This window comes from Piscinibacter defluvii, assembly GCF_004011805.1.
Classification (GTDB): Bacteria; Pseudomonadota; Gammaproteobacteria; order Burkholderiales; family Burkholderiaceae_C; genus Piscinibacter; species Piscinibacter defluvii.
In genome coordinates, this window is the sequence record NZ_RCHJ01000027.1 from 18,723 (window position 1) to 43,749 (window position 25,027).

Below are 25,027 nucleotides of genomic sequence, written 5' to 3' on the forward strand. Positions count from 1 at the left end.
CGGGAGGTCAAGCAGTACAGTGCATATTCTTTGATTCGGGTTTACCCCTGCAGCTGCAGTGCGCCGCGCACCAGCCGGCGCAGCTCCGCGAAGGTCGGTTCCAGTGCCTGCGCGCTGGTGTCGAGGCGGAACTCGGCCTTGGAATAGAAGGCCGCGCGGCCGGCCAGGATGACCTTCAGGTCCTCCATCGCCTCCTTGCTGTCGGCCATCGGGCGCATGTCGCCCTGGGCGATCACGCGCTTCATGTGGTCCTCCGGATCCGCCTGCAGCCAGACCGTGGTGCAGTGCGCCAGCAGCAGATTGAAGGTGGCGGCATCGGACACCAGACCGCCGGGCGTGGCGATCACCGCCTCGGGGTAGATCTGAATCGCCTCTTCCACCGCACGCCGCTCGTAGCGCCGGTAGGCGTTCTGCCCGTACAGGGCCTGGATCTCCGAGATCGAGCAGCCGGCGAACTTCTCGATCTCGCGGCTCAGCTCGACGAACGGGAAGCCCAGGTCCTCCGCCAGCATCTGCCCGAGGGTGGACTTGCCCGCGCCGCGCAGGCCGATCAGCGCCACCCGCGGGCTGCGCTGGCCGCGTGCATTGGCGCCGCCGGTGCCGAGCATCGTGCCGATCGCCTCGCGCACGCGGCGCAGCGTCGCCTCGTCGCGGCGCTCGAGCAGTTCGCGGATCAGCAGCCATTCGGCCGAGGAGGTGGTCACGTCGCCGAGCAGCTCGGCCAGCGAGCACTGCAGCGCCTGCGCCACCTGCAGCAACACGAGGATGGACGCATTGCCGACCCCGTACTCCAGGTTGGCGAGGTGGCGCTCGGACACATCGGCCGCCAGCGACACCGCCTTGCGCGTCATGCCCCGCCGCGCCCTGAGCGAGCGCACACGTTCCCCCAACGCCACGAGGAACGGGTTCTTCTCTTCTTCGGTCGCGTCCGCCGCCTGCGGCGCCTCGGCAGGGCCGCTAGGGGCTAACCCGGGTACAGGCAATATAGTGCTTGACATGGTGAGGGTCGAACCCTAAAGTCCTGGCACGCACAATACTGCATCCATTGGGTGCGTACAAGCCTGACAAAGGACCAGCCATGTCGCCCGACACCTTCCGCGCCCAGATCGCGGCGCTGACCGCGCAGATCGCCGGCCGGCCGCTCGACGCCGACCTCGACGCCTGGCTGAACCACGAGCACGGCGCCGGCAGCGCCAGCTTCGCGGCACTCGCCGAGAGCTGCCGCGCCGGCGTGGCCGAAGGCTGGCTGGCCAACCGCGAGGGTGGCGGCATCCGCTACGGCCGCATCTTCAAGCCGGCGCCGGACCTGCACGGCTTCTCCGTCGACGTCGTCGACATGCAGGACATCGCCGGCCCGCACCATGTGCACCCGACCGGCGAGATCGACCTGATCATGCCGATCGACCCCGAGGCCCGCTTCGACGGCCGCCCCGCCGGCTGGCTGGTGATGCCGCCGGGCAGCGCGCACCGCCCCACCGTCTCGCAGGGCCGCGCGCTCGTGCTCTACCTGCTGCCGGAAGGCCGCATCGACTTCACCAAGGCCTGACACATGACCGAGCTTCTGAAGAACTTCGTCTCCGGCCGCTGGCAGGCCGGCACCGGCGCCGGAACGCCGCTGTTCGACCCGGTGCTCGGCACCGATCTCGTGCGCGTGGATTCGACCGGGCTCGACCTCCCTGCCGCGTTCGCCTTCGCCCGCGAGCAGGGCGGCGCGGCACTGCGTGCCCTCAGCTACCGCGAACGCGGCGCGCTGCTGGCCGCAATGGTGAAGGTGCTGCAGGCGAACCGCGACGCCTACGATCAGATCGCCACTGCCAACAGCGGCACGGTGAAGAACGACTCGGCGGTGGACATCGACGGCGGCATCTACACGCTCGCCACCTACGCCAAGCTGGGCGAGACGCTCGGCCAAACGTCTGGAAATGGGCGTTTCCTGGTCGACGGCGAGGCCGCCAGGCTCAGCAAGGACGGCGGGTTCCAGTCGCAGCACCTGCTCGTGCCGACGCAGGGCGTGGCGCTCTTCATCAACGCCTTCAACTTCCCGAGCTGGGGTCTGTGGGAGAAGGCCGGCCCGGCGCTGCTCTCCGGCGTGCCGGTGATCGTCAAGCCCGCCACCGCGACGGCCTGGCTGACGCAGCGCATGGTGCAGGACGTGGTCGATGCCGGCATCCTGCCGCCGGGCGCGCTGTCGGTCATCTGCGGCAGCTCGGCAGGGCTGCTCGACCCGCTGCAGCCCTTCGACGTGGTCTCCTTCACCGGCTCGGCCGAGACGGCCGCGCTGATCCGCTCGCACCCGGCGATCGTGCAGCGCTCGGTGCGCGTCAACATCGAGGCCGACAGCCTGAACTCGGCGCTGCTGCTGCCCGACCATGCGCCGGGCAGCGAGGCCTTCGAGCTGCTGGTCAAGGAAGTCGCGCGCGAGATGACGCAGAAGTCCGGCCAGAAGTGCACCGCGATCCGCCGCGTGCTGGTGCCCGAGGCGCTGTACGGTGCGGCAGCCGAGGCGATCTCGGCGCGCCTGGCGAAGACCCGCGTCGGCAACCCGCGCAACGAGTCGGTGCGCATGGGCGCGCTGGTCAGCCGCGCGCAACTCGCCGCCGTGCGCGAAGGGCTCGCGACGCTGAAGACGCAGACCGCGGTGCTGCACGACGGCGCGACGCATTCGATCGTCGATGCCGACCCGGCCGTGGCCTGCTGCGTCGGCCCGACGCTGCTCGGCGCGCGCGACCCCGATGCCGCGCCACTCGTGCACGACGTCGAGGTGTTCGGCCCGGTCGCCACCCTGCTGCCCTACCGCGACCTGGCCCATGCGCTGCAACTCGTGCAGCGCGGCCAGGGCTCGCTGGTGGCCTCGCTCTACGGCAGCCGGCCGGCCGAGCTGGCGCATGCCGCCGTCGAACTCGCCGCCTGGCATGGCCGGGTGCACGCGGTCTCCCCCGACGTCGCCGCGCAGCACACCGGCCACGGCAACGTGATGCCGCAGTCGCTGCACGGCGGACCCGGCCGCGCCGGCGGCGGCGAGGAACTCGGCGGACTGCGGGCCCTGAACTTCTACCACCGCCGCGCCGCCATCCAGGCCGGCAGCGCCGTGCTGGCCGCGCTGGCCGGCTGAGCCATTCGAATCCGAGGAGACACACCATGTCCGAACTCGAAGCCACCGGCGTCACGCCGCCGCCCGAGACCTTCAACTTCGCCGCCCACCTGCTGGCGCTCAACACCGGCCGCGCGGCCAAGGCCGCCTATGTCGACGACCTCGGCAGCCTGAGCTACGGCGCGCTCGACGAGCGTGTGCGCCGCCTCGCCGCCGGCCTGCGCGGCTTGGGGCTGAAGCGCGAGGAGCGTGTGCTGCTGCTGATGCAGGACGTGAACGACTGGCCGGTGACTTTTCTCGGCGCGATGTACGCCGGCCTGGTGCCGGTGGCCGTCAACACCTTGCTGACCGCCGACGACTACGCCTACATGCTGGAGCATTCGCGCGCCCAGGCGGTGCTGGTCTCCGGCGCGCTGTTGCCGGCGCTGACCGCGGCGATGATCAAGTCGGACCACGAGGTCACGAAGGTGATCGTCTCGCGCCCGGTCGCACCGCTGCACCCGGCCGAGGTGGAGTTCGAGACCTTCCTGGCCGCCCAGGTGCCCTCGGCCAAGCCCGCGGCCACCAGCCCGGACGACCCGGCCTTCTGGCTCTACTCCTCCGGCTCCACCGGCCGCCCCAAGGGCACGGTGCATTCGCACGGCAACCCGTACTGGACCGCCGAGCTGTACGGCCGCGGCGTGCTCGACCTGCGCGAGGACGACGTCTGCTTCTCCGCCGCCAAGCTCTTCTTCGCCTACGGCCTGGGCAACGCGCTGAGCTTCCCGCTCTCGGTGGGCGCCACGGTGATCCTGATGGCCGAGCGGCCGACACCGGATGCGACCTTCAAGCGCTGGACCGGCGGCGTGGGCGGCGTCAAGCCGACCGTCTTCTACGGTGCGCCGACCGGCTTCGCCGGCATGCTCGCCAGCCCGAGCCTGCCGAACAGGAGCGATGTCGCGCTGCGACTCGTCTCGTCGGCCGGTGAAGCCCTGCCGGCCGAACTCGGCGAGCGCTTCAAGGCGCACTTCGGCATCGACATCGTCGACGGCATCGGCTCCACCGAGATGCTGCACATCTTCATCTCGAACCGGCCCGATCACGTGCGCTACGGCACCACCGGCTGGCCGGTGCCCGGCTACCGGATCGAGCTGCGCGGCGACGATGGCGGGCCCGTGCCCGACGGCGAACCCGGCGACCTCTACATCCACGGCCCGTCCGCCGCGATGATGTACTGGGGCAACCGCCAGAAGACCCGCGAGACCTTCCAGGGCGGCTGGACGAAGAGCGGCGACAAGTACATCCGCAACGCCGACGGCAGCTACACCTACGGCGGCCGCAGCGACGACATGCTGAAGGTCAGCGGCATCTACGTCTCGCCCTTCGAGGTGGAGGCCACGCTGGTGCAGCACCCGGCGGTGCTCGAGGCCGCGGTGATCGGCGTGCCCGATGCCGAAGGCCTGACCAAGACCAAGGCCTTCGTCGTGCTGAAGGCCGGCGCGCAGGCCACCGACGCCGAGCTGAAAGCCTTCGTGAAGGACAAGCTGGCGCCCTACAAGTACCCGCGCCAGATCGAGTTCGTCACCGACCTGCCGAAGACGGCCACCGGCAAGATCCAGCGCTTCAAGCTGCGCGAACTCGAAGGGTCGAAGTGAGCGCCTTCGTCGAGATCGACTGGGCGGGGCGCCCGGTCAGGATCGAACATGCCTGGATCGCACGCGAGCGGCGCCAGGCACCGCTGCTCGTGTTCCTGCACGAAGGCCTCGGTTCGCTGTCGATGTGGAAGGACTTCCCGCAGCGCCTGTGCGACGCTGCCGGTTGCCGCGGCCTCGTCTACTCGCGCCCCGGCTACGGCCGCTCGACCCCGCGTGAACGCGACGAGGCCTGGGGCCTGGACTTCATGCACCGCCAGGCGCAGCAGGTGCTGCCGGCGCTGCTGGCCGCGCTCGACATCGACGCGGCGCGCGACCGGCCCTGGCTGTTCGGCCACAGCGACGGCGGCTCGATCGCGCTGCTGCACGCCGCAGCCTTCCCCGACCGCGTGGCCGGCGCGATCGTGCTGGCGCCGCACATCCTGGTCGAGGACCTGTCCGTCACCAGCATCGCCCAGGCGCGCGAGGCCTACCGGACGACGGACCTGAAGGCCCGCCTGGCGAAATACCACGACGACCCGGATTCCGCCTTCTGGGGCTGGAACGACATCTGGCTGCACCCGCCGTTCAGGCAGTGGTCGATCGAGGAGGAGATCCGCACGATCGCCTGCCCGCTGCTGGCGGTGCAGGGCCTGGACGACGAGTACGGCACGCTCGAGCAGATCCGCGGCATCGCGCGCCGCGTGCCGCAGACCGAACTGCTCGAGCTGCCCGACTGCGGCCACTCGCCGCACCGCGACCAGCCCGCGGCGCTGATCGACAGCGCCACCCGCTTCCTCGCACGACACACCCAAGGAGACCCCGCTTGAAGACCGTCCGCACTGCAGCGCTGCTCGCCGCCGCCCTCGCCTCCCCCGTCGCCCAGGCCCAGAGCACCGGCAAGCTCAAGGTCGGCCTGATGCTGCCGGCCACCGGCACCTTCGCCGCGCTCGGCACGGCGATCGAGAACGGCTTCCGGCTCCACGTCACCGAACAGGGCGGCAAGCTCGGCGGCCGCGAGGTCGAGTTCGTCAAGGTCGACGACGAGAGCGATCCGGCCAAGGCCACCGACAACGTCAACAAGCTGATCAAGCGCGACAACGTCGACGTGCTCGTCGGCACGGTGCACAGCGGCGTGGCGATGGCCATGGCCAAGGTCGCGAAGGAGACCGGCACGCTGCTCGTGGTGCCCAACGCCGGCGCCGACGCGGTGACCGGCCCGATGTGCGCGCCCAACATCTTCCGCAGCTCGTTCTCGAACTGGCAGCCGGGCTACGCGATGGGCGAGGTGGTGGCGAAGAAGGGCCACAAGAAGGTGGTGACCATCACCTGGAAGTACGCTGCCGGCGACGAATCGGTGCGCGGATTCAAGGAGGCCTTCGAGAAGGCCGGCGGCCAGGTGGTGAAGGAACTGTCGCTGCCCTTCCCGAACGTCGAGTTCCAGGCGCTGCTGACCGAGATCGCGGCCGCGAAGCCGGATGCGGTCTACACCTTCTTCGCCGGCGGCGGCGCGGTCAAGTTCGTCAAGGACTACGCCGCGGCGGGCCTGAAGAAGAACATCCCGCTCTACGGCGCCGGTTTCCTGACCGACGGCACGCTGGAAGCGCAAGGTGTCGATGCCGACGGCCTGCTGACCACGCTGCACTACGCCGACAGCCTGGGCACGCCGAAGGACAACGCCTTCCGCCTCGCCTACGCGAAGAGCTTCAAGCTGCAGCCCGACGTCTACGCGGTGCAGGGTTACGACGCGGCGCAGATGCTCGGCATCGGCCTGGCCGCGGTGAAGGGCGACACGAGCAAGAAGGCCGAGATCGCCGCGGCGATCGAGAAGGCGAAGATCGACAGCCCGCGCGGCGCCTTCAGCGTCTCCAAGGCGCACAACCCGGTGCAGGACATCTACCTGCGCCAGGTGAGCGGCAAGGAGAACAAGCTGGTGAGCGTGGCTTCGAAGTCTCTGGCCGACCCCGGCCGCGGCTGCAAGCTCTAAGCACCCACCCCGAGACAACTGCCTGAACCGCGGCGCTCGCGCCGCGGTCCGGGGGAGGCTTTGCCGATGGATATCGCCACCTTCCTGATCCAGTGCCTGAACAGCCTGCAGTACGGCCTGCTGCTGTTCCTCGTGGCCAGCGGCCTGACGCTGATCTTCGGGATCATGGGCGTCATCAACCTCGCCCATGGCAGCTTCTACATGATCGGCGCGTACATGGCCTACGCGCTGGCGCCGATCGTCGGCGGCACCTTCGGCGGCGGCTTCTTCGCCACGCTCGCGGTCGGGCTGGTGCTCGCGGTGATCCTCGGCTACGTGCTCGAGTGGGCCTTCTTCAGCTTCCTCTACGAGCGCGAGCACCTGCAGCAGGTGCTGATGACCTACGGGCTGATCCTGGTGTTCGAGGAACTGCGCTCGCTCGCCGTGGGGGACGACGTGCACGGCGTGCAGCCGCCGGAGATCCTCACCGGCAGCCTGCCGCTCGGCGACGTGATGACCTACCCGGTCTACCGTCTCTTCATCTCGGCCGTGTGCCTGCTGCTCGCGCTCGGCATGTACCTGGTGTTCACGCGCACCCGGCTGGGCATGATGATCCGCGCCGGCAGCACCAACCGCGAGATGGTGCAGAGCCTGGGCATCGACATCAAGTTCCTGTACCGCGTCGTGTTCGCGGCCGGCGTCGCGATCGCGGTGCTCGCGGGCATGGTCGCGGCGCCCGTGTCCTCGGTCTACCCGGGCATGGGCAACTCGGTGCTGATCGTCTGCTTCGTGGTGGTCGTGATCGGCGGGATCGGCTCGATCCGCGGCGCGCTGCTGGCGGCGCTGCTGATCGGCGCGGTGGACACCTTCGGCAAGGTGCTGCTGCCGCAGGCGGCCGGCGTGCTGGTCTACGTGCTGATGGCGCTGATCCTGCTCTGGAAACCCGACGGCCTCTTCAAGGCGGGATGACTATGACCACCCCCGAAGCGGCCTGCGGCCGCCTCCCCCTCGAGGGGGCAACACCAGCGGCCCGGCAAAGCCGGTTCCGCGGTGTTCGCTTGATCTCATCAGGAGCGAATTCCATGCATGGTCGACTCGGTTTCGTCCTGGCGTGCTTCGGCGCGCTCGCGCTGCTGCCGCTGCTCGCCGGCCCCTACGCGCTGGACCTCGTCACCAAGATCATGGTGTACGCGATCTTCGCGCTCAGCCTCGAGCTGCTGGTCGGCGGCACCGGGCTCGTCTGCTTCGGCCAGGCGGGCTTCTTCGGCATCGGCGCGTATGCGGCGGTGCTGCTCTCGCCGGAGAGCGGCTCGCCCTCGGCATGGTGGCTGCTGCCGGCCTGCCTCGCCGCCGCGGCGCTGTATGCGCTGGCGGTGGGGGCGCTCTCGCTGCGCACCAAGGGCGTGTACTTCATCATGGTCACGCTCGCGTTCGCGCAGATGGCCTACTACGTGGTGCACGACACGCCGCTGGGCGGCGGCACCGACGGCATCTACCTCTACACCAAGCCGCTGCTGTGGCCGGGACGCGACCTCGACGACGGCCTCGTGATGTACGGCTTCACGCTGGCCTGCCTGGTGGCGACCTTCGTGTTCCTCGCGGTGCTGCTGCGCTCGCGCTTCGGCCGGGCACTGGCCGGCATCCGCGTCAACGAGCAGCGCATGCGCGCCACCGGTTTCTCCACCTACCCGTACAAGCTCGCCGCGTTCACGCTCTCGGGCGCGATCGCCGGGCTGGCGGGTTTCCTGTTCGCGGTGAAGGACGGTTTCGTGAACCCCGAGCTGATGAGCTGGCACCACTCCGGTGCGGTGCTGATCATGGTGATCCTGGGCGGCATCGGCCACCTGCGCGGCGCGCTGATCGGCGCGTTCGCGTTCGCGCTGCTGCAGGAGTTCTTCAAGAGCGAGGCGATCTTCGGCGCCTTCGCCAAGCACTGGCACCTGGGCCTCGGGCTGGCCATCATCGCCTGCGTGGCGCTGCTGCCGCGCGGGCTGGTGGGCCTGCCCGGACAGTGGCGCGAGCGGCTCGCCGGGCGCCTGCTCGGCCCCCGCGCCGGCGTGCCGACGGAGGTGGCGCCATGAACACCGACGTGCTGCTGCGCGGCCAGGGCCTGACGCGCCGCTGGGGCGGCCTCACCGCGGTGAACGGCGTCTCGCTCGCGCTCGCCCGCGGCGAGGTGCATGCGGTGATCGGCACCAACGGCGCCGGCAAGTCCACGCTGATCAACATGCTCTCGGGCGAGATCGAACCCTCGAACGGCACGGTCGAGCTGCTCGGGCAGGACGTCACCGGCTGGACGCAGCCCCGGCGCGCCCGCGCCGGCCTCGGCCGCAGCTACCAGCGCAACACCATCTACCCGAGCTTCACGGTGGCCGAGAACTGCCGCCTCGCCGCCCAGGCGCGCACGCCGCGGCCCTGGGCCTGGTGGCAGCGCGCCGATCGATGCACGGCCAGCAACGGCGCCGCGCGCGCCGCCGCCGCGCAGGCCGGTCTCGAGGACGTGCTCGAGCGCCCCGCCGGGCTGCTCTCGCACGGCCAGAAGCGCCAGCTGGAGATCGCGATGTGCCTGGCCACCGCGCCGCAGGTGCTGCTGCTCGACGAGCCGCTGGCCGGCATGGGCGCCGAGGAGACCGAGCGCATGCTGGCGCTGCTGGCCGCGCTGAGGGCCAGCCACGCGATCCTGCTCGTGGAGCACGACATGGACGCGGTGTTCCGCATCGCCGACCGCATCACGGTGATGGTCAACGGCGAGGTGATCGCGAGCGACGTTCCGGCGGCGATCCGCACCAACCGCGCCGTGCAGGTGGCCTACCTGGGAGAGCATTGATGCATGCAGAGGTGATCGTCGACGCCCAGGGCGTGCACGCCTGGTACGGCTCGAGCCACGTGCTGCACGGCGTGGACCTGCAGATCCGCCGCGGCGAGACCGTCGGCCTGCTGGGCCGCAACGGCATGGGCAAGAGCACGCTGATCCGCAGCCTGCTCGGCCATGTGGCGCAGCGCGAGGGCCGCATCCAGATCCAGGGCCAGGACGCGGCGCGCGCGAAGCCGCACGAGGTGGCGCGCCTGGGCGTGGCCTACGTGCCCGAGGGCCGCGGCGTGTTCCCGAACCTGAGCGTGCGCGAGAACCTGGTGATGGCCGCGCGCCCCGGCCGCGATGGCCGCCAGGACTGGGACTTCGAGCGCGTGCTGGCCACCTTCCCGCGTCTGAAGGAGCGCCTCGCCAATCTCGGCGCGCAGCTCTCTGGCGGCGAGCAGCAGATGCTCTCGATCGGCCGGGCGCTGATGACCCACCCCGAGCTGATCATCCTCGACGAGGCCACCGAAGGCCTCGCGCCGCTGATCGTGGCCGAGATCTGGCGCGTGATCGGCGAGATCCGCGCCAGCGGCATCGCGACCCTCATCGTCGACCGCGACTGGCGCAAGGTGCTCGCCCACGCCGACCGCGCTGTGGTGCTCCAGAAGGGCCAGGTGGCGCTGAGCGGCGCGGCGCGCCAGGTCGCCGACGACCCGGCCCTGGCCGGCTGCCTGGGCGTCTGAGGCACGCCGAACGCGGCGTTCACTCCGGTGCGAGGTGCGGCGGGCAGCCGCCCTCGGCCGGCTCGCCGGTTTCCGGGTCGATCCAGTCGGCCATGCCGACCTCGCCTTCCGCCTCCTGCAGCGTCTCGCCCGGCTCGGGCGCCTGCTCGTCGGCCGAGTCGATCATGTCGGCCAGCGCTTCCTCGCGTGTCGGGAAGGGGCCGAACTCCTGGCGGCCGTCGGGCGCGGTCCAATGGAAACCATCGGGGCGCTCGACGATGTGCTCGCCCTCGCCCGCGTCGTCCGGGTGCGCCGGGTCCGGACCGGCCCGCTCGCCTGCATGCGTCATCGTCGCTCCTCCTGGCCCCGCCGGGGTGCCGTCACGAGATCGCCAGCGTCGTTCCCCTGGCGTTCTCGCGCGTCAGCACACGCTCGCCGTTGCCCTGGGTCTGCTTCTCCTCTCGGACCGACTCGCGCAGGCGCGTTCGAAGCCAGTCGTCCACGGGTTCGAAGCGTCTGATGGAAGCCATGACTCGTCTGCGCAAGCATTGTTCGGCCCCACGGGCCGCAGACCACTCTAGGCAGCCGGCCGCAGCACGCGTTGCGTTCGCTCAAGCGCGGCCTTCGGGGCTGCCCGTGCCGGCACCCGCGCGCTCGCGGATCCAGTCGATGGCCTGGCGGAACTCGAGCGCCTTGTCGAAATAGGCCTGCGCCCCGGCATCGATGAAGGGCTTGCGCATCGCCTCCCAGCCGAAGTTGGACAGCACGACCACCCGCAGCCGCGGGTGCCGGCTGCGGATGCAGCGCAGCAGGTCGTAGCCGCGATCGCCATGCGCGAGCTCCACGTCGAGCACCACCAGGTCGGGTGCCCGGTCCTCGATCAGCGCCAGCGCACCGGCACAGTCTTCCGCGCCACCGACGACGACGACCTCTGGCGCCCGCGACAGCAGCGCCCGCAGCGCCGCCTGGACTTGGCGTGAATCATCGACCAGCAGCACCCGCATCGGCATGGCCCGCAACCCACATGACTGCACTTCGTGTCCATCATGCGCGCCGCGGGTCGGTGCCGATTGCGCCTGATCACCTCCCCGGCCGGTGCTCGGGCGGCGCCAGCGGCACCTGCGCATCGAGCGTCGTCCCGCCGCCCGGCGGGCTGTGCACCTGCAGCGTGCCGCCCGCCGCGCGCAGCCGCTCGCGCATGCCGATCAGGCCGAAGGCGCCGTGCCGATGTTCGCTGCCCGCCGCGATGCCGATGCCGTCGTCGGCCACCGACAGCAGCAGCTGTTGCGGCGCCCGGCTGGCCAGCGTGACCTGCACGGTGCTGGCGTGGGCGTGCTTGGCGACATTGTTCAGCGCCTCCTGCGCCACGCGGTAGAGGCAGGTGCCCTGCGGCACCAGACGCGCCTCGTCGGCCGCGGCCAGTCCGCTCGCGTCCACGCGGCACGCGATGCCGGTGCGCTGGCTGAACTGCGCCGCCAGGTTCTCGAGCGCGGCCACCAGGCCGAACTCCTCGAGCGCCTGCGGGCGCAGGTCGTGGATGATGCGGCGCGCCGAGGCGATGGCCTGCTCGGTGGCGTGCTCGATGCGCGCCAGCGCTTCCGCCGCGCCCGGGTCGGCGTGGCCGAGCGACTCCCGCACGACGGTGGCTTCCATCAGCACGGCGGCCAGGCTCTGCTGCATGTCGTCGTGCAGCTCGCGCGCGATGCGCAGCCGCTCGCGCTCCTGCACGCCCTCGCGCGCGTCGAGCAGCCGCTGCAGCTCGGCGTGCGAGGCCTGCAGCTCGGCGTGCATGCGCTTGAACTCGGTCACGTCGCGCGCGCTCGCCACCGCGCCGGCAATGCGCCCGGCGGCGTCGCGGATCGGCGCGAAGCTGTAGCTGCCCACCCAGCGTTCGCCGCTGTCCCTGCGCCGCAGCACGTACTCGACGTTGCTGCCGGTCTCGCCGCGCAGCGCCCGCGGCACGGCCCAGTGCTCGGGCGACGCAGGCGACCCGTCGGGCCAGCAGACCTCGACGATCTCGCCCCAGCACTGCAGCTCCGTGGGGCAGTCGGCCCGGCCGCGGCAGCGGTGGAAGGTCACGAAGGCGTCGTTGAAGGTCAGGACGCGGCCGTCCGCATCGGCGATGAAGACGGCGTCGTTCATGCTCGCCAGCGCCGCCTCGAGCTGCGCCTTGGCCGAGCGCAGCGCTGCCTCCGCCCGGGTGCGCTCGATGTCGGCGCGGATGCGTTCGGCCACCTCCTCGAACAGCGCCACCTCGTCGGCGCTCCAGTGGCGCGCCGTGCTGGCGTGCACGAAGAACACCGCGGCGAGCCGCCCGCCCTTGAGCAGCGGCACGTCGACACTGGCGCCGAGGTGCAGCCGCGCATGGGCGGCCTTCTCCGCGTCGCCGAGCGAGGCGTCGCCGGCGATGTCCGGCCGTACCACGGTGCGCCCGGCGCGCAGGGCCTGCAGCAGGGCCGGCCCGTAGTCCTCGTTGCGGTATCGCCCGATCAGGTCGGGCACGCCGTTGCTGTAGCTCTGCGTCACGTCGATCGTCACGCCGTCGCCCGCATCCTCGGCGTAGCCGACGCGCTGCGCGCCGACGAACTCGCCGAGCAGGCACACCGCGTCGGTGGTGACCGCGACCGGGTCGTCGAGCCGCCGCAGCCGGTCGTTCAGGCGCACCAGGAAGGTCTGGCGCGCGTCGCGGCTGCGCAAGGCATCCTCCGCCGCGCGGCGGGCCGTCACGTCGTGCAGCACGCCGACCACGCGCTGCACGCGGCCGTCGGCGTCGCGCACCACGTTGCCCTCCAGCTGCACGTGGCGAATGCCGCCGTCCTTGCGCACCAGCCGCTTCTCGAAGCGGTAGCCGGCCCGGCCCTCCAGCAGCGCCTGGAAACGGGCCTCGTCGAGCCGGTCGTCGGGATGGTTGAGGTCGTCGGGCCCCATCGCCAGCAGCTCCGCCTCGTCGAAGCCGGTCAGGGCGCAGAACGCCGCGTTGACGGCCACGAAGCGGCGCGTGGACGGGTCGATGTGGACCATGCCCACGTTGCTGACGTTGAAGGTGGCGGCCAGCATCTGCGCGCTGTGGTGCAGCACGGCGGCGGCGCGCCGCTCCTCGCTGAGGTCGTGCAGCACCACCGTGTACAGGCGCTTGCCGTCCACGTGCGCCTGCGAGATGCCGGCCTCGAGCGGGAACTCCTCGCCGCCGGCGCGCAGGCCCAGGATCTCGCCGCGCCCGCGCATGCGGCGCGCCGGCGCCTCGGCGTCGCCGAATGCCGCCAGATCGATCCGGTGGCGTGCGCGGAAGCGCTCCGGGATCAGGCACGACAGGTCGGCGCCGATCAGCTGGTCGACGCGGCGGCCGAACATGTCCGCCGCGGCTCGGTTGGCCATCACGATCGTCTGCGCCTCGTCGACCGCGACGATGCCTTCGCTGGCGGTCTCCAGCATGCCGCGCAGCTGCCCCTCGCGCAGCTCCAGCCGGTCGTGCTCGTTCAGCAAGCTGGCCTCAGGACACGCGGAGCTGCCGCGGCGGCGCCAGGTGCGAAACCAGCCAGGCCGCGGCGGTGCGGGCGGCGCGGTCGGGCGGGCCCGCGGCGCCGGCGGGTGTGCTGGGGCTGCGGATCAGCTCGAGCCGGGCCTCGCCCGGCAGCCGCGTGCACGCGGCGCGGTTCAGCGAGAGCGCCACCGGGTCGTCGGCGCCGACCAGCAGCAGCGCGGGCGCGTGCACGCCGGCGAGCGCGCCGTCGGCCAGGTCGGGCCGGCCGCTGCGCGACACCACCGCGGCCACCTGGCGCGGCCGGCGCTCGGCGGCCAGGAACGCCGCCGAGGCTCCGGTGCCGACCCCCAGCAGCGCCAGCGGCAGGCCGGCCAGGTCGTCGCGCCTGCCGGCCCAGTCGATCACCTCGCCGAGCCGCTCGGCCAGCAGCTCGACGTCGAAGGCCTTGGTGCGGTCATGCGCCTCCGCGTCGCTCAGCAGGTCGACCCGCAGCGTGGCCAGCCCGGCGCGCTGCAGGCAGCGCGCGGTGTGCCGGTGCGTCGGGCTGCGCCCGCTGCCGCTGCCCTGCACGAACACCACCAGGCCGGTGGCATGCCCGGGCAGGGCCAGCTCGCCGCGCAGCGCGCGCGGTCCGAGCGCCACCGCCTCGTGGCGCACGGCCCGGGCAATCGCGTCCAGGTGCTCGGCCGGCATGGCAGCTCCTCCATCGACGACGTCGGGGGCCGAACCTTAGACCGGTGCCGTCCGGGCCCGTTGAGCCAGCGCAAGTGCACCGCGCCCGGCGGCCCGGCCGAGCGCGGCGAGGCTCAGCGGAACTGGCGCCGGAAGCGCCAGACGCCGACGGCGAACAGCGTGGTGCCGAGCGCGAGCATCTTCACCACCGACGGCCAGATCGCGTCCAGCCCGGTGCCGCGCAGGACGATCCCGTAGGCGATCGGCACGAAGTGGCGCAGCGGCGAGAGCTCGATGCCGGCGCGCAGCCACGCCGGCATGCCCTCGACCAGGTTCCATGAGCCCGAGAGGAACAGGATCGGCATCACGATCAGCAGCACGATCAGGCCCACCTGGCCGGAGTTGCGCGCGAAGGTCGCCGCGACGATGCCGAGGCCGGACGTCGTGACCGCATACAGCGCCAGCAGCGCGAAGAACAGCACCGGGCTGCCGCGGAACGGCACGTCGAGCAGCCCGACCATGATGCCGCCGACCGCCACGGCGGCGCCGGCGAGCATCACCAGGGTCATCGCGAACACCTTGGCCAGCACGATCTGCAGCGGCGCGAGCGGCGAGACCAGCAGCTGCTCGATGGTGCCGCGTTCCTTCTCGCGGATCAGCGCGGCGGCGGGCAGGAAGATCGCCGCGACGGTCATCATCGTCACCAGCTCGGAGATGGTAGCGAACCAGGTCTCGCGCAGGTCGGCGTTGTACCAGGTGCGCGGCTGCAGGCGCACCTGCGGCAGGCTGCGCGCGTCCACCCCTTCGCGCGCCAGACGGGCCGCGGCCCAGCCGGCCGACTCCTGCGCCAGGATGCGCTCGCCGTAGCTCTCGATCAGGTAGCCGAGCGTGGCCTTGCTGCCATCGATGACCAGCTGCACCGGGGCCTCCTGCCCGCGCTGCAGCGAGCGCTCGAAGCCCGGCCCGATCTCGAGCAGCGCGTGGATCGCGCCCTCGTCGAGCAGGCGTCCGGCAGCGTCGGGCGAGGCGTTCAGCGGGCGGGCCTCGAAATGCGGCGCACGGAAGCGGTAGACCAGCTCGCGCGACGCGGCGCTGCGGTCCAGGTCGACGATGCCGATCGGCGCGTGACGCACGTCGAAGCCCGCGTTGCCGGCGGCCAGCAGGATGTCGAGCGTGAAGATGTACACCGTGAACAGCAGCAGCGCACGATCGCGCACGATCTGCAGCAGCTCCTTGCGCACCAGGATGCCGACCTGGCCGAGCCACACCGCGACGGGCGAGCGGCGGCCGTTCACGTGCGCGTCCGCTTGCGGAAGAGCGCGTGGGCCAGGCCCAGCACCACGAGCCCGTAGAGGGCCAGCGCGAGGTACTCGCGCCACAGCGTCGGCAGGCCGATGCCCTTGAGGAACGCCCCCATCACGATGGTGTCGTAGTAGCTGGCCGGGAACAGCCTCGCCACGACCCGGCCCACGCCCGTTGCCGACTCGAGCGGGGCGAACATGCCGGCGAACTGGAAGGCGACCACGAAGGCCGTCATGGTCGCGATCATGATCGCGGCCTGCTGGGTGCGGGTGACGATCGAGACGAGCAGGCCGAGCGAGCTGGTGGCCAGCACGTACAGCCCCGTGGCCAGCGCGAACTGCCAGGCGCTGCCGTGGAAGGGCGCGCCGAAGTAGAAGTGCGCGATCAGCCACAGCAGCAACGCGTCGACGCCCGAGACCACGACCGCCGGCACCAGCTTGCCGACCAGGAACTCCAGCCGCGTCACGGTGGAGCTGGCCATGTTGTAGATCGCGCCGGTCTCCTTCTCGCGCACCACGCTGACGGCCGTGAGCAGCGGCGGCACCAGCAGCAGCACCAGCATCATCAGCGGCGGCGCCACGGTGAGGTTGCTGCGCGCCGCCGGGTTGTAGAGGAAGCGCACGCTCAGGCGCAGCGGCTGCAGCATCCCCGCCACCCGGGCCGGCGGCAGCGCCAGCCGGCGCGCCAGCACGCCCGTCGCGATCGCGGTGGCGGCCTGCGCGTTGATCGCCTCCAGGTAGGCGCGGATGGTGCGGGCGGTGACGGTGAACGCCCCGTCGATGATGGCCTGCACGTCCACCGGGCGGCCGGCGAGCAGGTCGCGCTCGAAACCCGGGCCGACCCACAGCACCACGCGCGCCTCGCCCCGCGCGAGCAGCGCGTCGGCCTCGCGCAGGTCCTGCGCCTGCCCGGCGAGGCGGAAGTGGCGCGTCGACACGAAGCTCTGCACGTAGCCACGGCTGGTCGGGCTGCGGTCCTCGTCGAGCACGACCAGCCCGACGTTCTCGACCTCCTGCGTGATGCCGTGGCCGACCACCACCATCAGCACGACCGGGATCACGAAGGCGAGCGTCAGGTAGACCGGGTCGCGCAGGATCTCGCGCCACTCCTTGAGCGTGAGGGTGAGCACGCGCCGCAGGTTCATGCCGAGCGCTCCAGCGCCAGGACGCGGTGCACGAACACGTCCTCCATCGTCAGCGCGCGCGGCGCGACGTCGTGCAGGCGCAGGCCGGCGTCGGCGCAGGCGGCCTCGATGCGTGCGCGCGCCGCGTCGGCGTCGTGCGCCAGCACGTGGATGCGCCGGCCGTGCAGCACCGCCCCGGGGAAGCCGGCCTCGCGCAGCGCCTGCAGCGCCGGCAGCAGCGGCTCGGCGGCCACCTCGAGCAGAGCGCCGGCGTCGCGCACCAGCGCCTGCTTCATGGCCGCAGGGCTGGCATCGGCGACGATGCGGCCGGCATGCATCAGCGCCAGCCGGTCGCAGTACTCTGCCTCGAGCATGTAATGCGTGGTCAGCAGGATCGCCGTGCCCTTCTCGCGCGCGAGACGGCGCAGCAGCGCCCAGAACTGGCGCCGGCCGAGCGGATCGACCCCCGAGGTCGGCTCGTCGAGGAACAACACCTGCGGCTCGTGCACGGTGGCGCAGGCGAGCGCGAGGCGCTGGCGCAGGCCCATCGGCAGCTCGCCGGCGCGGTCGTGCTGCCGGGCCGCGAGGCCGCCGGCGTCGAGAAGCGCGGCGACGCGGCGCGTGGCCTCGCGCCGGCCGAGGCCGTAGATGCCGGCGTAGAGCTGCAGGTTCTCGTCCACGCTCAGGTCGCCGTAGAGCGAGAACACCTGCGACACGTAGCCGATGCGGGCCTTCACGAGCCGGCCGGCGCGGCGCATGTCGACGCCGGCGACGACCCCCGCACCGCCGCTGGGCGGCAGGATGCCCGTGAGCATCTTGATCACGGTGGTCTTGCCCGCCCCGTTGGCGCCGAGCAGGCCGAAGATCTCGCCGTGCCGGACCGAGAACGACACCCGGTCGGCGGCGCGAAAGCGGCCGAAGTCGCGTGTGAGCTCGCGCGCGTCGATCGCGTCGCCCGGCGGCCCGGCCGGGCCGGGCGCCGCGACGGCGTCGGGCGCGGCAGGCTCCGGCGTTGCGCCGGCACCGGCCAGCAGCGCCACGAACGCCGCCTCGAGGTCGCCCGCGCCGCCGCGCAGCGACTCCGGCGGCCCTTCGGCGAGCACGCGCCCGGCGTGCATCAGCACCAGGCGATCGAAGCGGCTCGCCTCGTCGAGGTAGGCGGTCGAGACCAGCGCGGTGAGCCGCCCTTCCTCGATGAGCTGCGCGAGGATCATCCAGAAGTCGCGCCGCGACACCGGGTCGACGCCGGTGGTGGGCTCGTCGAGCACGATCAGCGCCGGGGCGTGGATCAGCGTGCAGACCAGCCCGAGCTTCTGCTTCATGCCGCCGGAAAGCTGCTTCATCGGCCGCTCGCGGAAGCCGGCCAGGCGGGTGATCGCCAGCAGCCGGGCCTTGCGCGGCGCCAGCTCGGCCTCGGGCACCAGGCGCATGCGCGCGAAGAAGTCGACGTTCTCCTCGACCGAGAGCTCGGGGTAGAGGTTCAACCCCAGGCCCTGCGGCATGAAGCCCAGGCGCGCCTTGACCGCCTCCGCGGCGGCCTCGCTGTCGATGCGGTGGCCGAACACCGCCACCTCGCCGGCATCGTGGGCCAGCACACCGGCCACCGCCTTCATCAGGCTGGACTTGCCGGCGCCGTCGGCGCCGATCAGGCCGAACAGTGCGCCCGCGGGCACGTCGAACGACACGCCGTCCACCGCCACGCGCGGGCCGTGGCGCTTGACCAGGCCGCGCAGGCGGACCACCGGCGTCGACTCCATCAGCGCTGCGGGCGGCGCCAGGGCACCTGCTCGTCCCAGCGGATCATCGCGTCGGCGGGCTGCCCCGGCAGCAGCCGGCCGCGCGGGTCCGCCACGGGATACAGGCGCACCTCGAACACCAGCTTGACCCGCTCGTCGACGGTGCGGATCTCCTTGGGCGTGAACTCGGCGCGCGACGCGATGTAGCCGACCCGGGCGTCGAAGGGCGCGTCGGGGAAGGCGTCGGACCAGATCTGCGCCGCATGGCCGAGCCGCAGGCGGCCGATCAGCGGCTCCGGCACGAACACCTTCAGGTAGACACGCGACAGGTCGATCAGCCCGAACAGCGGCGTGCCGGCGGCCACCACCTCGCCGGGGTTCACGTAGCGGTTGGTCACGACCGCCGCGGCCGGCGCGGCGACGCGCAGTTCGTCGACCTGCACCCGTGCCTCGTCCACGCGCGCCCACGCCGCCTGGGCCTGCGCCTGCAGCGCCGCGCGCTCCGCCTCGCGCGCGCCGACACGCTGCGGGCCGAGGCGAGCGTCGTTCAGGACTTCCCGGCTGCGCACACGTGCCGCGGCGGCCGCGGCACGCTGCTCCTGGCCCACCCGCAGCGCCAGCGCCGAGACCTCCAGCGCCTGCGGGCCGACGAAGCCCATCGCCGCCAGTTCGCGGGCGCGCGCCAGGTTGCGCTCCTCCTGCTCGGCCGCGGCATCGGCGCGGCGCAGGTCCGCCTCGGCCGCCACCACGCCGGCCTGCGCGGCGGCCTGGGCGGCCGCGCTCTCGGCGCGCAGCAGGGCGATGGCCGCGTCGATCGCCCGCACCTGCTGGTCGAGCGCCTCGGCCGCGGCCCGTGCCTGCGCCAGCCGGGCCGCGGCGCCGGCATCCTCCAGCCGCGCGACCGGCTGCCCCGCGCCGACCGCGTCGCCCTCGCGCACCGACAGCGCGGCGATCCGGCCGGGCACCTTGGGCGCCAGCGTGACCAGGTCGCCCTCGACACGACCGTTGACCTGCAGCAGGCCGCTGTCGACCGGCCAGCGGCGCTGCACGGCCACACCCACGGCGACGGCGATGGCGGCCGCGGCGAGCAGCGCCACGGCCAGCCCCACCCTCCACCGCCTCGGCGGCCGCTGGTCCTCGGTCTCGGCGTTCATCGTCCCCCAGCCTTGCGTGCGGCAGGCGCACCGGCGGCCAGCATGTCCGCTGGCGCGCCGGCGAGGTTGATCGCACTCAAGCTCCGGGCGCATCGCCCGGGGGTGCCGCCATTCGAACGCCCTGGCGCGCGGCGAGGGACCGCCCGGCAACGCCCGCCGAGCAGCCGCGCCGCGACGGCGCGGGCGCCCTTACGGCGCCGCCACCGCGCCCTCCCCGCGCAGCCTCAGGGCCGCGATGTCGCGCATCGGCGGCGCGCCGAACTGGCGCGCGTACTCGCGGCTGAACTGCGAGGCGCTTTCGTAGCCGACGCGGTAGGCCGCGGTCGAGGCGTCGAGGTCCTCGACCAGCATCAGCCGGCGCGCCTCGCCCAGGCGCAGCTGCTTCTGGAACTGCAGCGGGCTCATGCCCGTCAGCGCCTTGAAGTGGTGGTGGAAGCTCGAGGCGCTCATCAGCGCCTCGCGCGCCAGGTCTTCCACACGCAAGGGCTCGGCGAAGCGCGCGCGCAGCAGGCTGATCGCACGCGAGACCTGGTGGCCCTGGCTGTCCACCGCGGCGATCTGGCGCAGCCGCCAGCCGGCCTCGCCGGTGAGCAGCCGGTAGGTGATCTCGCGGCGGATCAGCGGCGCCAGCACCGGCGCGTGCTGCGGCTGGTCGAGCAGCGCGAGCAGGCGGTCGAAGGCGTCGAGCAGCGGGGCATCCACCGCGCCGGTGGCCATCGCGCGGCGGCCCGCGCCCGGCGCGGGCGGCGGCGGCGCCACACCCTCGAGCACCAGGGTCGCGATCTCGCGCAGGTCCAGCCGCAGCGCGAGAGAGAGGAAGGGGCGCTCCGGCGTCGCTTCCAGCACCACCGAGCGCCCGGGCAGCTCGAGCGGGGTCACGAAGTAGCGCTGCGGGTCGTAGCGGTAGGTCTCGTCGCCGAAGCTCACCCGCTTGCTGCCCTGCACCACCAGCGCCACCAGCGGCTCGTAGATGGCGCACACCATGCCCTCGCAGCCATGCAGCCGCATCATCATCAGGCCGGGGATGGCGGCGGACTCGGCCAGCGCCTGCAGGCCGGTGCCGTGGCGCATCAGCCGCGCCGCCAGGCGCTGGCGCACCGGTTCGGCGGAGAAATCCTCGCGGGCCTCGGGGGATTGGGCAGTCGACGACATGGCCGGCATCCTAGGCGACAGCGCTCGTGCGTGCAGGGGCGCCGCAGGATCAGGCAATCTTTTCGGAGCTTCGTGCTAACGCGCGGACGGCGCGGCACCCGACACTCGCGCCCATCCCTCCACCACCCCACCCTGCCCGATGACCACGTTGAACATCAACGGCCGGCCCCAGTCGGTCGATGCCGATCCGTCCACGCCCGTGCTCTGGGCGCTGCGCGACAACCTGGGCCTCACCGGCACCAAGTTCGGCTGCGGCGCGGCGCAGTGCGGCGCCTGCACGGTGCACCTCGATGGCCAGGCCATCCGCTCCTGCGTGACGCCGATCTCCGCCGTCGAAGGCCGGCGCATCACCACCATCGAGGCCGTCACCGCGGGGCAGGACAGGGTCGGCGCCGCGGTGCACGCGGCCTGGGTCAAGCACGACGTCGCGCAGTGCGGCTACTGCCAGAGCGGCCAGATCATGAGCGCCACCGCCTTCCTGAAGTCGCTGCCCAGGGGCAAGCAACCCAGCGCCGCCGAGATCGACGCCGCGATGGCCGGCAACATCTGCCGCTGCGGCACCTATGCCCGCATCCGCGCCGCGGTGGCCGAAGCCGCCCGCACGCTGGCCTGAGGAGGAGCCGGACATGATCACCTCCGCGATGAACGATTCGCTGGCCCGCGGCGAGCTGCCGCGCGCACTGCAGCACCTGCTCGACCGTGGCCAGGAGGCGCTGGCCGACGCCGCGCTGCCGCGCCGGCGCTTCCTCAAGCTCGCCGGTGCCGGCGGCCTGGCGCTCGGCGCCTGGCCCGCGCTGGCGGCCGATGCCCCCGCGAACGCGCCGGCCGGCCTCAAGCCGACCGAGCAGCCCGAGGCCTTCGTCCGCATTGCGGCCGACGGCAGCGTGACCGTCACCGTCAACCGCCTCGAGTTCGGCCAGGGCGTGCACACCGCGCTGCCGCTGGTGCTGGCGGAGGAGCTCGATGCCGACTGGTCCAAGGTGCAGGCGCGCCTGGGCACCAACGACCCGGCCTACGCCGATCCGCTCTGGGGCATGCACCTGACCGGCGGCTCCACCGCGCTGAAGCACAGCTTCAAGCAGTATCGCGAGCTCGGCGCGCGGGCCCGCGCGATGCTGGTCGCGGCGGCGGCCGAGCGCTGGAAGGTGGATGCCGCAACGCTCAAGACCGGCCGCGGCGTGGTCACCGGCCCCGGCGGCAAGCGGGCCCGCTACGGCGAGCTGGCCGAGGCGGCGATGAAGCAGCCGGTGCCGACCGCCGTCGCGCTGAAGGACCCGGCCCAGTTCCGCCTGATCGGCCGGCCCACGCGCCGGCTCGATGCCAAGGCCAAGAGCAGCGGCCGGCAGGACTTCGGCATCGACGTGAAGCTGCCCGGCCAGCTCACGGCGGTGGTCGCGCGGCCGCCGGTGTTCGGCGCGAAGCTGAAGTCGGTGGACGATGCGGCCGCGCGGGCGCTGCCCGGCGTGAAGGCCGTGCTGCGCGTGCCGCTGGACCGCGGCGCCGAAGGCGTGGCCGTGATCGCCACCGGCTACTGGCCGGCGCGCCAGGCACGCGAGGCGCTCACGCTGCAGTGGGACACCGACGCCGTCGAGAAGGTCGACAGTGCCCGCCAGCTGGCGCAGTACCGCACGCTCGCCGCCCAGCCCGGCGCGCGCCAGTTCGAGGCCGACATGGCGCCGCTCGCCGGCGCGGCGAAGAAGATCGAGGCCGAGTTCGCGTTCCCCTACCTGGCGCATGCGCCGATGGAGCCGCTCAACTGCACGGTGCAGCTGGGCGATGCCGGCGCCGAGCTGTGGGTGGGCTCGCAGATGCCGGGCCTGGACGGCGCGGCCGCCGCCCGCGTGTTCGGCCTCAAGCCCGAGCAGGTGAAGGTGAACGTGCAGATGGCCGGCGGCGGCTTCGGCCGCCGAGCCATCCCGAGCAGCGACTACGTGGTCGAGGCCTGCCAGGTGGCCAAGGCCGCACGTGCCGCGGGCATCGCAGCGCCGGTGCGCACGCTGTGGAGCCGCGAGGACGACATCCACGGCGGCTACTACCGCCCGATGCACCTGCACACCGCGCGCATCGGCTTCGACGACAAGGGCCAGGTGCTGGCCTGGGACCATGTGATCGTCGGCCAGTCCATCCTCGCCGGCTCGCCCTTCGAGCAGATGATGGTGAAGAACGGCATCGACGCGACGGCCGTCGAGGGCATGCGCGCGCCCTACCCGCTGCCGATGCGCCTGACGGTGCACCACCCCAAGGTGAACGTGCCGGTGCTGTGGTGGCGCAGCGTGGGCTCCACGCACACCGCCTTCGTGATGGAGACCCTGATCGACGAGATCGCCCGCAGCACCGGGCAGGACCCGGTGGCCTACCGCCTCGCGCTGATCGGCACGCAGCATCCGCGGCATCGCGCGGCACTGCAGCTGGCGGTGGACAAGAGCGGCTACGGCAAGAAGACCCTGCCCGCCGGCCGCGCCTTCGGCGTGGCGATGCACGAGTCCTTCGACTCGGTGGTGGCCTATGTCGTCGAGGCCTCGGTGCAGGACGGCCGGCCCGTGCTGCACGAGGTGACGGCAGGGGTGCACTGCAACCTCGCGGTGAATCCGCTGACGGTGGAGGCGCAGGTGCAGGGCGCGGCGCTGATGGGCCTGGCGATGTGCCTGCCGGGCGCGCAGATCACGCTGAAGGACGGGGTGGTCGAGCAGAACAACTTCGGCGAATACCAGGTGCCGCGCATCACCGACATGCCGAAGATCGCCGTGCACATCGTGCCCAGCGCCGAGCCGCCCACCGGCATGGGCGAACCCGGCCTGCCGCCGCTGGCCCCGGCGTTCGCGAACGCACTCGCGCGGCTGACGGGCAAGCCGCAACGCGCGCTGCCGTTCAGCGTGTAGGACCGGGGCGGCCGGGGATCAGCCCCTGGCCGCCTCGCCGTGCGGCCAGGCGAACCACGCTGACCTTGCTCTGGATCGGCGGCAGGAAGCGTTCCTCGAACAGCTGCTCGACCACCAGGTCGGGCCAGTTCGGCACGCCGTGGCAGATGTCGATGTCGGCCCGGCCGAGCGCGAAGCCACGCCGCCGCGCCGCGCTGGGCACGCGCATCCGCGGCTGGCTGGGCTGAACGCACTGCGCACCGTACCGATGCGGTGCGCCCCTCATTCCCAAGAGGGGGTTGATCTGCTTATCATGCGCTGATCGATGAGGTGCGCACCTCAAGGAGACGATCATGCGCAAGGTGGTGTGGGGTGTCCTGAGCACGGCCCGGATCGGGATCGAGAAGGTGCTGCCGGAGATGCTGGCCAGCCCGCTGATCGAGCTGCGTGCGATCGCGTCGCGCTCGCTGCCGGCGGCCCGGGCGGCAGCGCAGCAGCTCGGCATCCCGCGCGCCTACGGCTCGTACGAGGAACTGCTCGCCGACCCGGAGATCGAGGCGGTCTACAACCCGCTGCCCAATCACCTGCACGTGCCGCTGACGCTGCAGGCCGCCGCCGCGGGCAAGCACGTGCTGTGCGAGAAGCCGATCGCGCTGAGCGCCGAGGAGGCCGCCACGCTGCGCGCGGCAGCCGGCCGGGTGCGCATCGAGGAGGCCTTCATGGTGCGCCACCACCCGCAGTGGCAGCGCGCGCGCGAGCTGGTGCGGGCCGGGCGCATCGGTACGCCGCGCGCGGTGCAGGTGGCCTTCAGCTACTTCAACGACGACCCGGCCAACATCCGCAACCAGGCCGCGATCGGCGGCGGCGCGCTGTACGACATCGGCTGCTACGCCATCCTCTCCGGCCGCTGGCTGTTCGAGGCCGAGCCGCGCCGCGTGGTGGCGCTGGTCGACCGCGACCCGGCGCTCGGCACCGACCGCAGCACGAGCGCGCTGCTGGATTTCGGCGCCGGCCGCCAGCTCGCCTTCACCGTCTCCACGCAGAGCTGCCCCTACCAGCGCGTGCAGGTGCTGGGCACGCGCGGCCGGCTGGAGATCCGCATCCCGTTCAATGCCCCGCGCGGCGGCGCGATGCAGATCGCGCTGGACGAGGGCGGCGCGCTGGACGGCAGCGGCGTGCAGGTCGAGACGCTGCCCGCGGCCGAGCAGTACCGGCTCGAGGCCGAGGCCTTCTCGCGCCTGGTGCGCGGCGAGCCCGGCCCCGGCTACGGCCTGGACGACGCGCTCGCGCAGGCGCGCGTGATCGACGCGCTGTGGCGCTCCGAGCGCAGCGGGCGCTGGGAGGACATCGCCTAGGGTCGCAG

General features: G+C 72.4%; 24 protein-coding genes. 12 read left to right on the forward strand and 12 right to left on the reverse strand.

Annotation, left to right across the window (positions count from 1 at the left end):
* Positions 1 to 41: 41 nt before the first annotated feature.
* Positions 42 to 998 (reverse strand): helix-turn-helix transcriptional regulator, encoded by a 957-nt coding sequence (locus D9C15_RS29045; RefSeq protein WP_128002778.1) that lies wholly within the window; start codon positions 996 to 998, stop codon positions 42 to 44.
* Between the two features lie 80 nt (positions 999 to 1,078).
* Between D9C15_RS29045 and D9C15_RS29050 the strand changes: the two genes are divergently transcribed.
* From D9C15_RS29050 to D9C15_RS29090, 9 genes are all read left to right on the forward strand, one after another.
* Complete coding sequence (locus tag D9C15_RS29050) at positions 1,079 to 1,546, forward strand: DUF4863 family protein (RefSeq protein ID WP_128002779.1); 468 nt, start codon at positions 1,079 to 1,081, stop codon at positions 1,544 to 1,546.
* 3 nt (positions 1,547 to 1,549) lie between these two features.
* Positions 1,550 to 3,112, forward strand: coding sequence for a 3,4-dehydroadipyl-CoA semialdehyde dehydrogenase (locus D9C15_RS29055; RefSeq protein WP_128002781.1), 1,563 nt, complete (start codon positions 1,550 to 1,552; stop codon positions 3,110 to 3,112).
* 26 nt (positions 3,113 to 3,138) lie between these two features.
* Entirely contained in the window at positions 3,139 to 4,725 is a 1,587-nt protein-coding gene (locus D9C15_RS29060) for a benzoate-CoA ligase family protein (RefSeq protein ID WP_128002783.1), read from the forward strand.
* Positions 4,722 to 5,531 carry an alpha/beta fold hydrolase gene (locus tag D9C15_RS29065; protein WP_128002785.1) on the forward strand — a complete coding sequence of 270 codons (810 nt, stop codon included), beginning with the start codon at positions 4,722 to 4,724 and terminating at the stop codon, positions 5,529 to 5,531. The genes D9C15_RS29060 and D9C15_RS29065 overlap by 4 nt, the downstream gene beginning before the upstream one ends.
* Positions 5,528 to 6,688, forward strand: coding sequence for an ABC transporter substrate-binding protein (locus D9C15_RS29070; protein WP_128002787.1), 1,161 nt, complete (start codon positions 5,528 to 5,530; stop codon positions 6,686 to 6,688). Before D9C15_RS29065 ends, D9C15_RS29070 begins: the two co-directional genes overlap by 4 nt.
* 66 nt (positions 6,689 to 6,754) lie before the next feature.
* The gene (locus tag D9C15_RS29075) at positions 6,755 to 7,636 is read left to right on the forward strand and encodes a branched-chain amino acid ABC transporter permease (RefSeq protein ID WP_128002789.1); all 882 of its coding nucleotides are present in this window, start codon (positions 6,755 to 6,757) and stop codon (positions 7,634 to 7,636) included.
* A 113-nt stretch (positions 7,637 to 7,749) separates the two neighbouring features.
* Positions 7,750 to 8,748 (forward strand): branched-chain amino acid ABC transporter permease, encoded by a 999-nt coding sequence (locus D9C15_RS29080; protein ID WP_128002791.1) that lies wholly within the window; start codon positions 7,750 to 7,752, stop codon positions 8,746 to 8,748.
* On the forward strand, positions 8,745 to 9,494 hold the full coding sequence (locus tag D9C15_RS29085; protein ID WP_128002793.1) for an ABC transporter ATP-binding protein: 750 nt from the start codon (positions 8,745 to 8,747) through the stop codon (positions 9,492 to 9,494). The genes D9C15_RS29080 and D9C15_RS29085 overlap by 4 nt, the downstream gene beginning before the upstream one ends.
* On the forward strand, positions 9,494 to 10,207 hold the full coding sequence (locus D9C15_RS29090; protein ID WP_128002795.1) for an ABC transporter ATP-binding protein: 714 nt from the start codon (positions 9,494 to 9,496) through the stop codon (positions 10,205 to 10,207). Before D9C15_RS29085 ends, D9C15_RS29090 begins: the two co-directional genes overlap by 1 nt.
* A gap of 19 nt (positions 10,208 to 10,226) precedes the next feature.
* On the opposite strand, the gene D9C15_RS29095 is transcribed toward D9C15_RS29090, so the two are convergent.
* The 10 genes from D9C15_RS29095 to D9C15_RS29135 form a co-directional block, all read right to left on the reverse strand.
* On the reverse strand, positions 10,227 to 10,535 hold the full coding sequence (locus D9C15_RS29095; protein WP_128002797.1) for a hypothetical protein: 309 nt from the start codon (positions 10,533 to 10,535) through the stop codon (positions 10,227 to 10,229).
* Positions 10,536 to 10,566: 31 nt separating this feature from the next.
* Complete coding sequence (locus D9C15_RS33570; RefSeq protein WP_164886905.1) at positions 10,567 to 10,716, reverse strand: hypothetical protein; 150 nt, start codon at positions 10,714 to 10,716, stop codon at positions 10,567 to 10,569.
* Positions 10,717 to 10,797: 81 nt separating this feature from the next.
* On the reverse strand, positions 10,798 to 11,196 hold the full coding sequence (locus D9C15_RS29100) for a response regulator (RefSeq protein WP_164886906.1): 399 nt from the start codon (positions 11,194 to 11,196) through the stop codon (positions 10,798 to 10,800).
* Positions 11,197 to 11,266: 70 nt separating this feature from the next.
* Positions 11,267 to 13,669 carry a PAS domain S-box protein gene (locus D9C15_RS29105; RefSeq protein ID WP_128002801.1) on the reverse strand — a complete coding sequence of 801 codons (2,403 nt, stop codon included), beginning with the start codon at positions 13,667 to 13,669 and terminating at the stop codon, positions 11,267 to 11,269.
* 7 nt (positions 13,670 to 13,676) lie between these two features.
* Positions 13,677 to 14,360, reverse strand: a complete 684-nt coding sequence (locus D9C15_RS29110; protein ID WP_128002802.1) for a dienelactone hydrolase family protein — start codon at positions 14,358 to 14,360, stop codon at positions 13,677 to 13,679.
* 113 nt (positions 14,361 to 14,473) lie between these two features.
* Positions 14,474 to 15,634, reverse strand: a complete 1,161-nt coding sequence (locus D9C15_RS29115) for an ABC transporter permease (protein ID WP_164886907.1) — start codon at positions 15,632 to 15,634, stop codon at positions 14,474 to 14,476.
* Entirely contained in the window at positions 15,631 to 16,785 is a 1,155-nt protein-coding gene (locus tag D9C15_RS29120) for an ABC transporter permease (protein ID WP_128002806.1), read from the reverse strand. The genes D9C15_RS29115 and D9C15_RS29120 overlap by 4 nt, the downstream gene beginning before the upstream one ends.
* Positions 16,782 to 18,521: an ATP-binding cassette domain-containing protein gene (locus D9C15_RS29125; RefSeq protein ID WP_128002808.1), complete on the reverse strand. Its 1,740-nt coding sequence runs from the start codon at positions 18,519 to 18,521 to the stop codon at positions 16,782 to 16,784. The genes D9C15_RS29120 and D9C15_RS29125 overlap by 4 nt, the downstream gene beginning before the upstream one ends.
* Entirely contained in the window at positions 18,521 to 19,654 is a 1,134-nt protein-coding gene (locus tag D9C15_RS29130) for an HlyD family secretion protein (protein ID WP_164886909.1), read from the reverse strand. Before D9C15_RS29130 ends, D9C15_RS29125 begins: the two co-directional genes overlap by 1 nt.
* Positions 19,655 to 19,843: 189 nt before the next feature.
* Positions 19,844 to 20,806, reverse strand: a complete 963-nt coding sequence (locus tag D9C15_RS29135) for an AraC family transcriptional regulator (RefSeq protein ID WP_164886910.1) — start codon at positions 20,804 to 20,806, stop codon at positions 19,844 to 19,846.
* A 139-nt stretch (positions 20,807 to 20,945) separates the two neighbouring features.
* Between D9C15_RS29135 and D9C15_RS29140 the strand changes: the two genes are divergently transcribed.
* Both D9C15_RS29140 and D9C15_RS29145 read left to right on the forward strand, forming a co-directional pair.
* Entirely contained in the window at positions 20,946 to 21,419 is a 474-nt protein-coding gene (locus tag D9C15_RS29140; RefSeq protein ID WP_128002814.1) for a (2Fe-2S)-binding protein, read from the forward strand.
* 13 nt (positions 21,420 to 21,432) lie between these two features.
* Complete coding sequence (locus D9C15_RS29145) at positions 21,433 to 23,685, forward strand: xanthine dehydrogenase family protein molybdopterin-binding subunit (protein WP_375138829.1); 2,253 nt, start codon at positions 21,433 to 21,435, stop codon at positions 23,683 to 23,685.
* Here the strand turns inward: D9C15_RS29145 and D9C15_RS34620 are convergent.
* Positions 23,675 to 23,893, reverse strand: a complete 219-nt coding sequence (locus tag D9C15_RS34620; protein WP_375138830.1) for a type 2 periplasmic-binding domain-containing protein — start codon at positions 23,891 to 23,893, stop codon at positions 23,675 to 23,677. The genes D9C15_RS29145 and D9C15_RS34620 overlap by 11 nt on opposite strands.
* 124 nt (positions 23,894 to 24,017) lie before the next feature.
* Between D9C15_RS34620 and D9C15_RS29155 the strand changes: the two genes are divergently transcribed.
* Positions 24,018 to 25,019 carry a Gfo/Idh/MocA family protein gene (locus D9C15_RS29155; protein WP_128002816.1) on the forward strand — a complete coding sequence of 334 codons (1,002 nt, stop codon included), beginning with the start codon at positions 24,018 to 24,020 and terminating at the stop codon, positions 25,017 to 25,019.
* Positions 25,020 to 25,027: the final 8 nt, after the last annotated feature.

Bases quoted from the DNA above. Each gene is read 5' to 3' on its own strand.
- D9C15_RS29075 (WP_128002789.1), top strand. From the start codon at position 6,755: ATGGATATCGCCACCTTCCTGATCCAGTGCCTGAACAGCCTGCAGTAC.
- D9C15_RS29145 (WP_375138829.1), top strand. From the start codon at position 21,433: ATGATCACCTCCGCGATGAACGATTCGCTGGCCCGCGGCGAGCTGCCG.
- D9C15_RS29090 (WP_128002795.1), top strand. From the start codon at position 9,494: ATGCATGCAGAGGTGATCGTCGACGCCCAGGGCGTGCACGCCTGGTAC.
- D9C15_RS29110 (WP_128002802.1), bottom strand. From the start codon at position 14,360: ATGCCGGCCGAGCACCTGGACGCGATTGCCCGGGCCGTGCGCCACGAG.
- D9C15_RS29100 (WP_164886906.1), bottom strand. From the start codon at position 11,196: ATGCCGATGCGGGTGCTGCTGGTCGATGATTCACGCCAAGTCCAGGCG.
- D9C15_RS29155 (WP_128002816.1), top strand. From the start codon at position 24,018: ATGCGCAAGGTGGTGTGGGGTGTCCTGAGCACGGCCCGGATCGGGATC.
- D9C15_RS29060 (WP_128002783.1), top strand. From the start codon at position 3,139: ATGTCCGAACTCGAAGCCACCGGCGTCACGCCGCCGCCCGAGACCTTC.
- D9C15_RS29140 (WP_128002814.1), top strand. From the start codon at position 20,946: ATGACCACGTTGAACATCAACGGCCGGCCCCAGTCGGTCGATGCCGAT.
- D9C15_RS29050 (WP_128002779.1), top strand. From the start codon at position 1,079: ATGTCGCCCGACACCTTCCGCGCCCAGATCGCGGCGCTGACCGCGCAG.
- D9C15_RS29135 (WP_164886910.1), bottom strand. From the start codon at position 20,806: ATGTCGTCGACTGCCCAATCCCCCGAGGCCCGCGAGGATTTCTCCGCC.
- D9C15_RS34620 (WP_375138830.1), bottom strand. From the start codon at position 23,893: ATGCGCGTGCCCAGCGCGGCGCGGCGGCGTGGCTTCGCGCTCGGCCGG.
- D9C15_RS29095 (WP_128002797.1), bottom strand. From the start codon at position 10,535: ATGACGCATGCAGGCGAGCGGGCCGGTCCGGACCCGGCGCACCCGGAC.
- D9C15_RS29125 (WP_128002808.1), bottom strand. From the start codon at position 18,521: ATGGAGTCGACGCCGGTGGTCCGCCTGCGCGGCCTGGTCAAGCGCCAC.
- D9C15_RS29045 (WP_128002778.1), bottom strand. From the start codon at position 998: ATGTCAAGCACTATATTGCCTGTACCCGGGTTAGCCCCTAGCGGCCCT.
- D9C15_RS29055 (WP_128002781.1), top strand. From the start codon at position 1,550: ATGACCGAGCTTCTGAAGAACTTCGTCTCCGGCCGCTGGCAGGCCGGC.
- D9C15_RS29085 (WP_128002793.1), top strand. From the start codon at position 8,745: ATGAACACCGACGTGCTGCTGCGCGGCCAGGGCCTGACGCGCCGCTGG.
- D9C15_RS29130 (WP_164886909.1), bottom strand. From the start codon at position 19,654: ATGAACGCCGAGACCGAGGACCAGCGGCCGCCGAGGCGGTGGAGGGTG.
- D9C15_RS29080 (WP_128002791.1), top strand. From the start codon at position 7,750: ATGCATGGTCGACTCGGTTTCGTCCTGGCGTGCTTCGGCGCGCTCGCG.
- D9C15_RS29120 (WP_128002806.1), bottom strand. From the start codon at position 16,785: ATGAACCTGCGGCGCGTGCTCACCCTCACGCTCAAGGAGTGGCGCGAG.
- D9C15_RS33570 (WP_164886905.1), bottom strand. From the start codon at position 10,716: ATGGCTTCCATCAGACGCTTCGAACCCGTGGACGACTGGCTTCGAACG.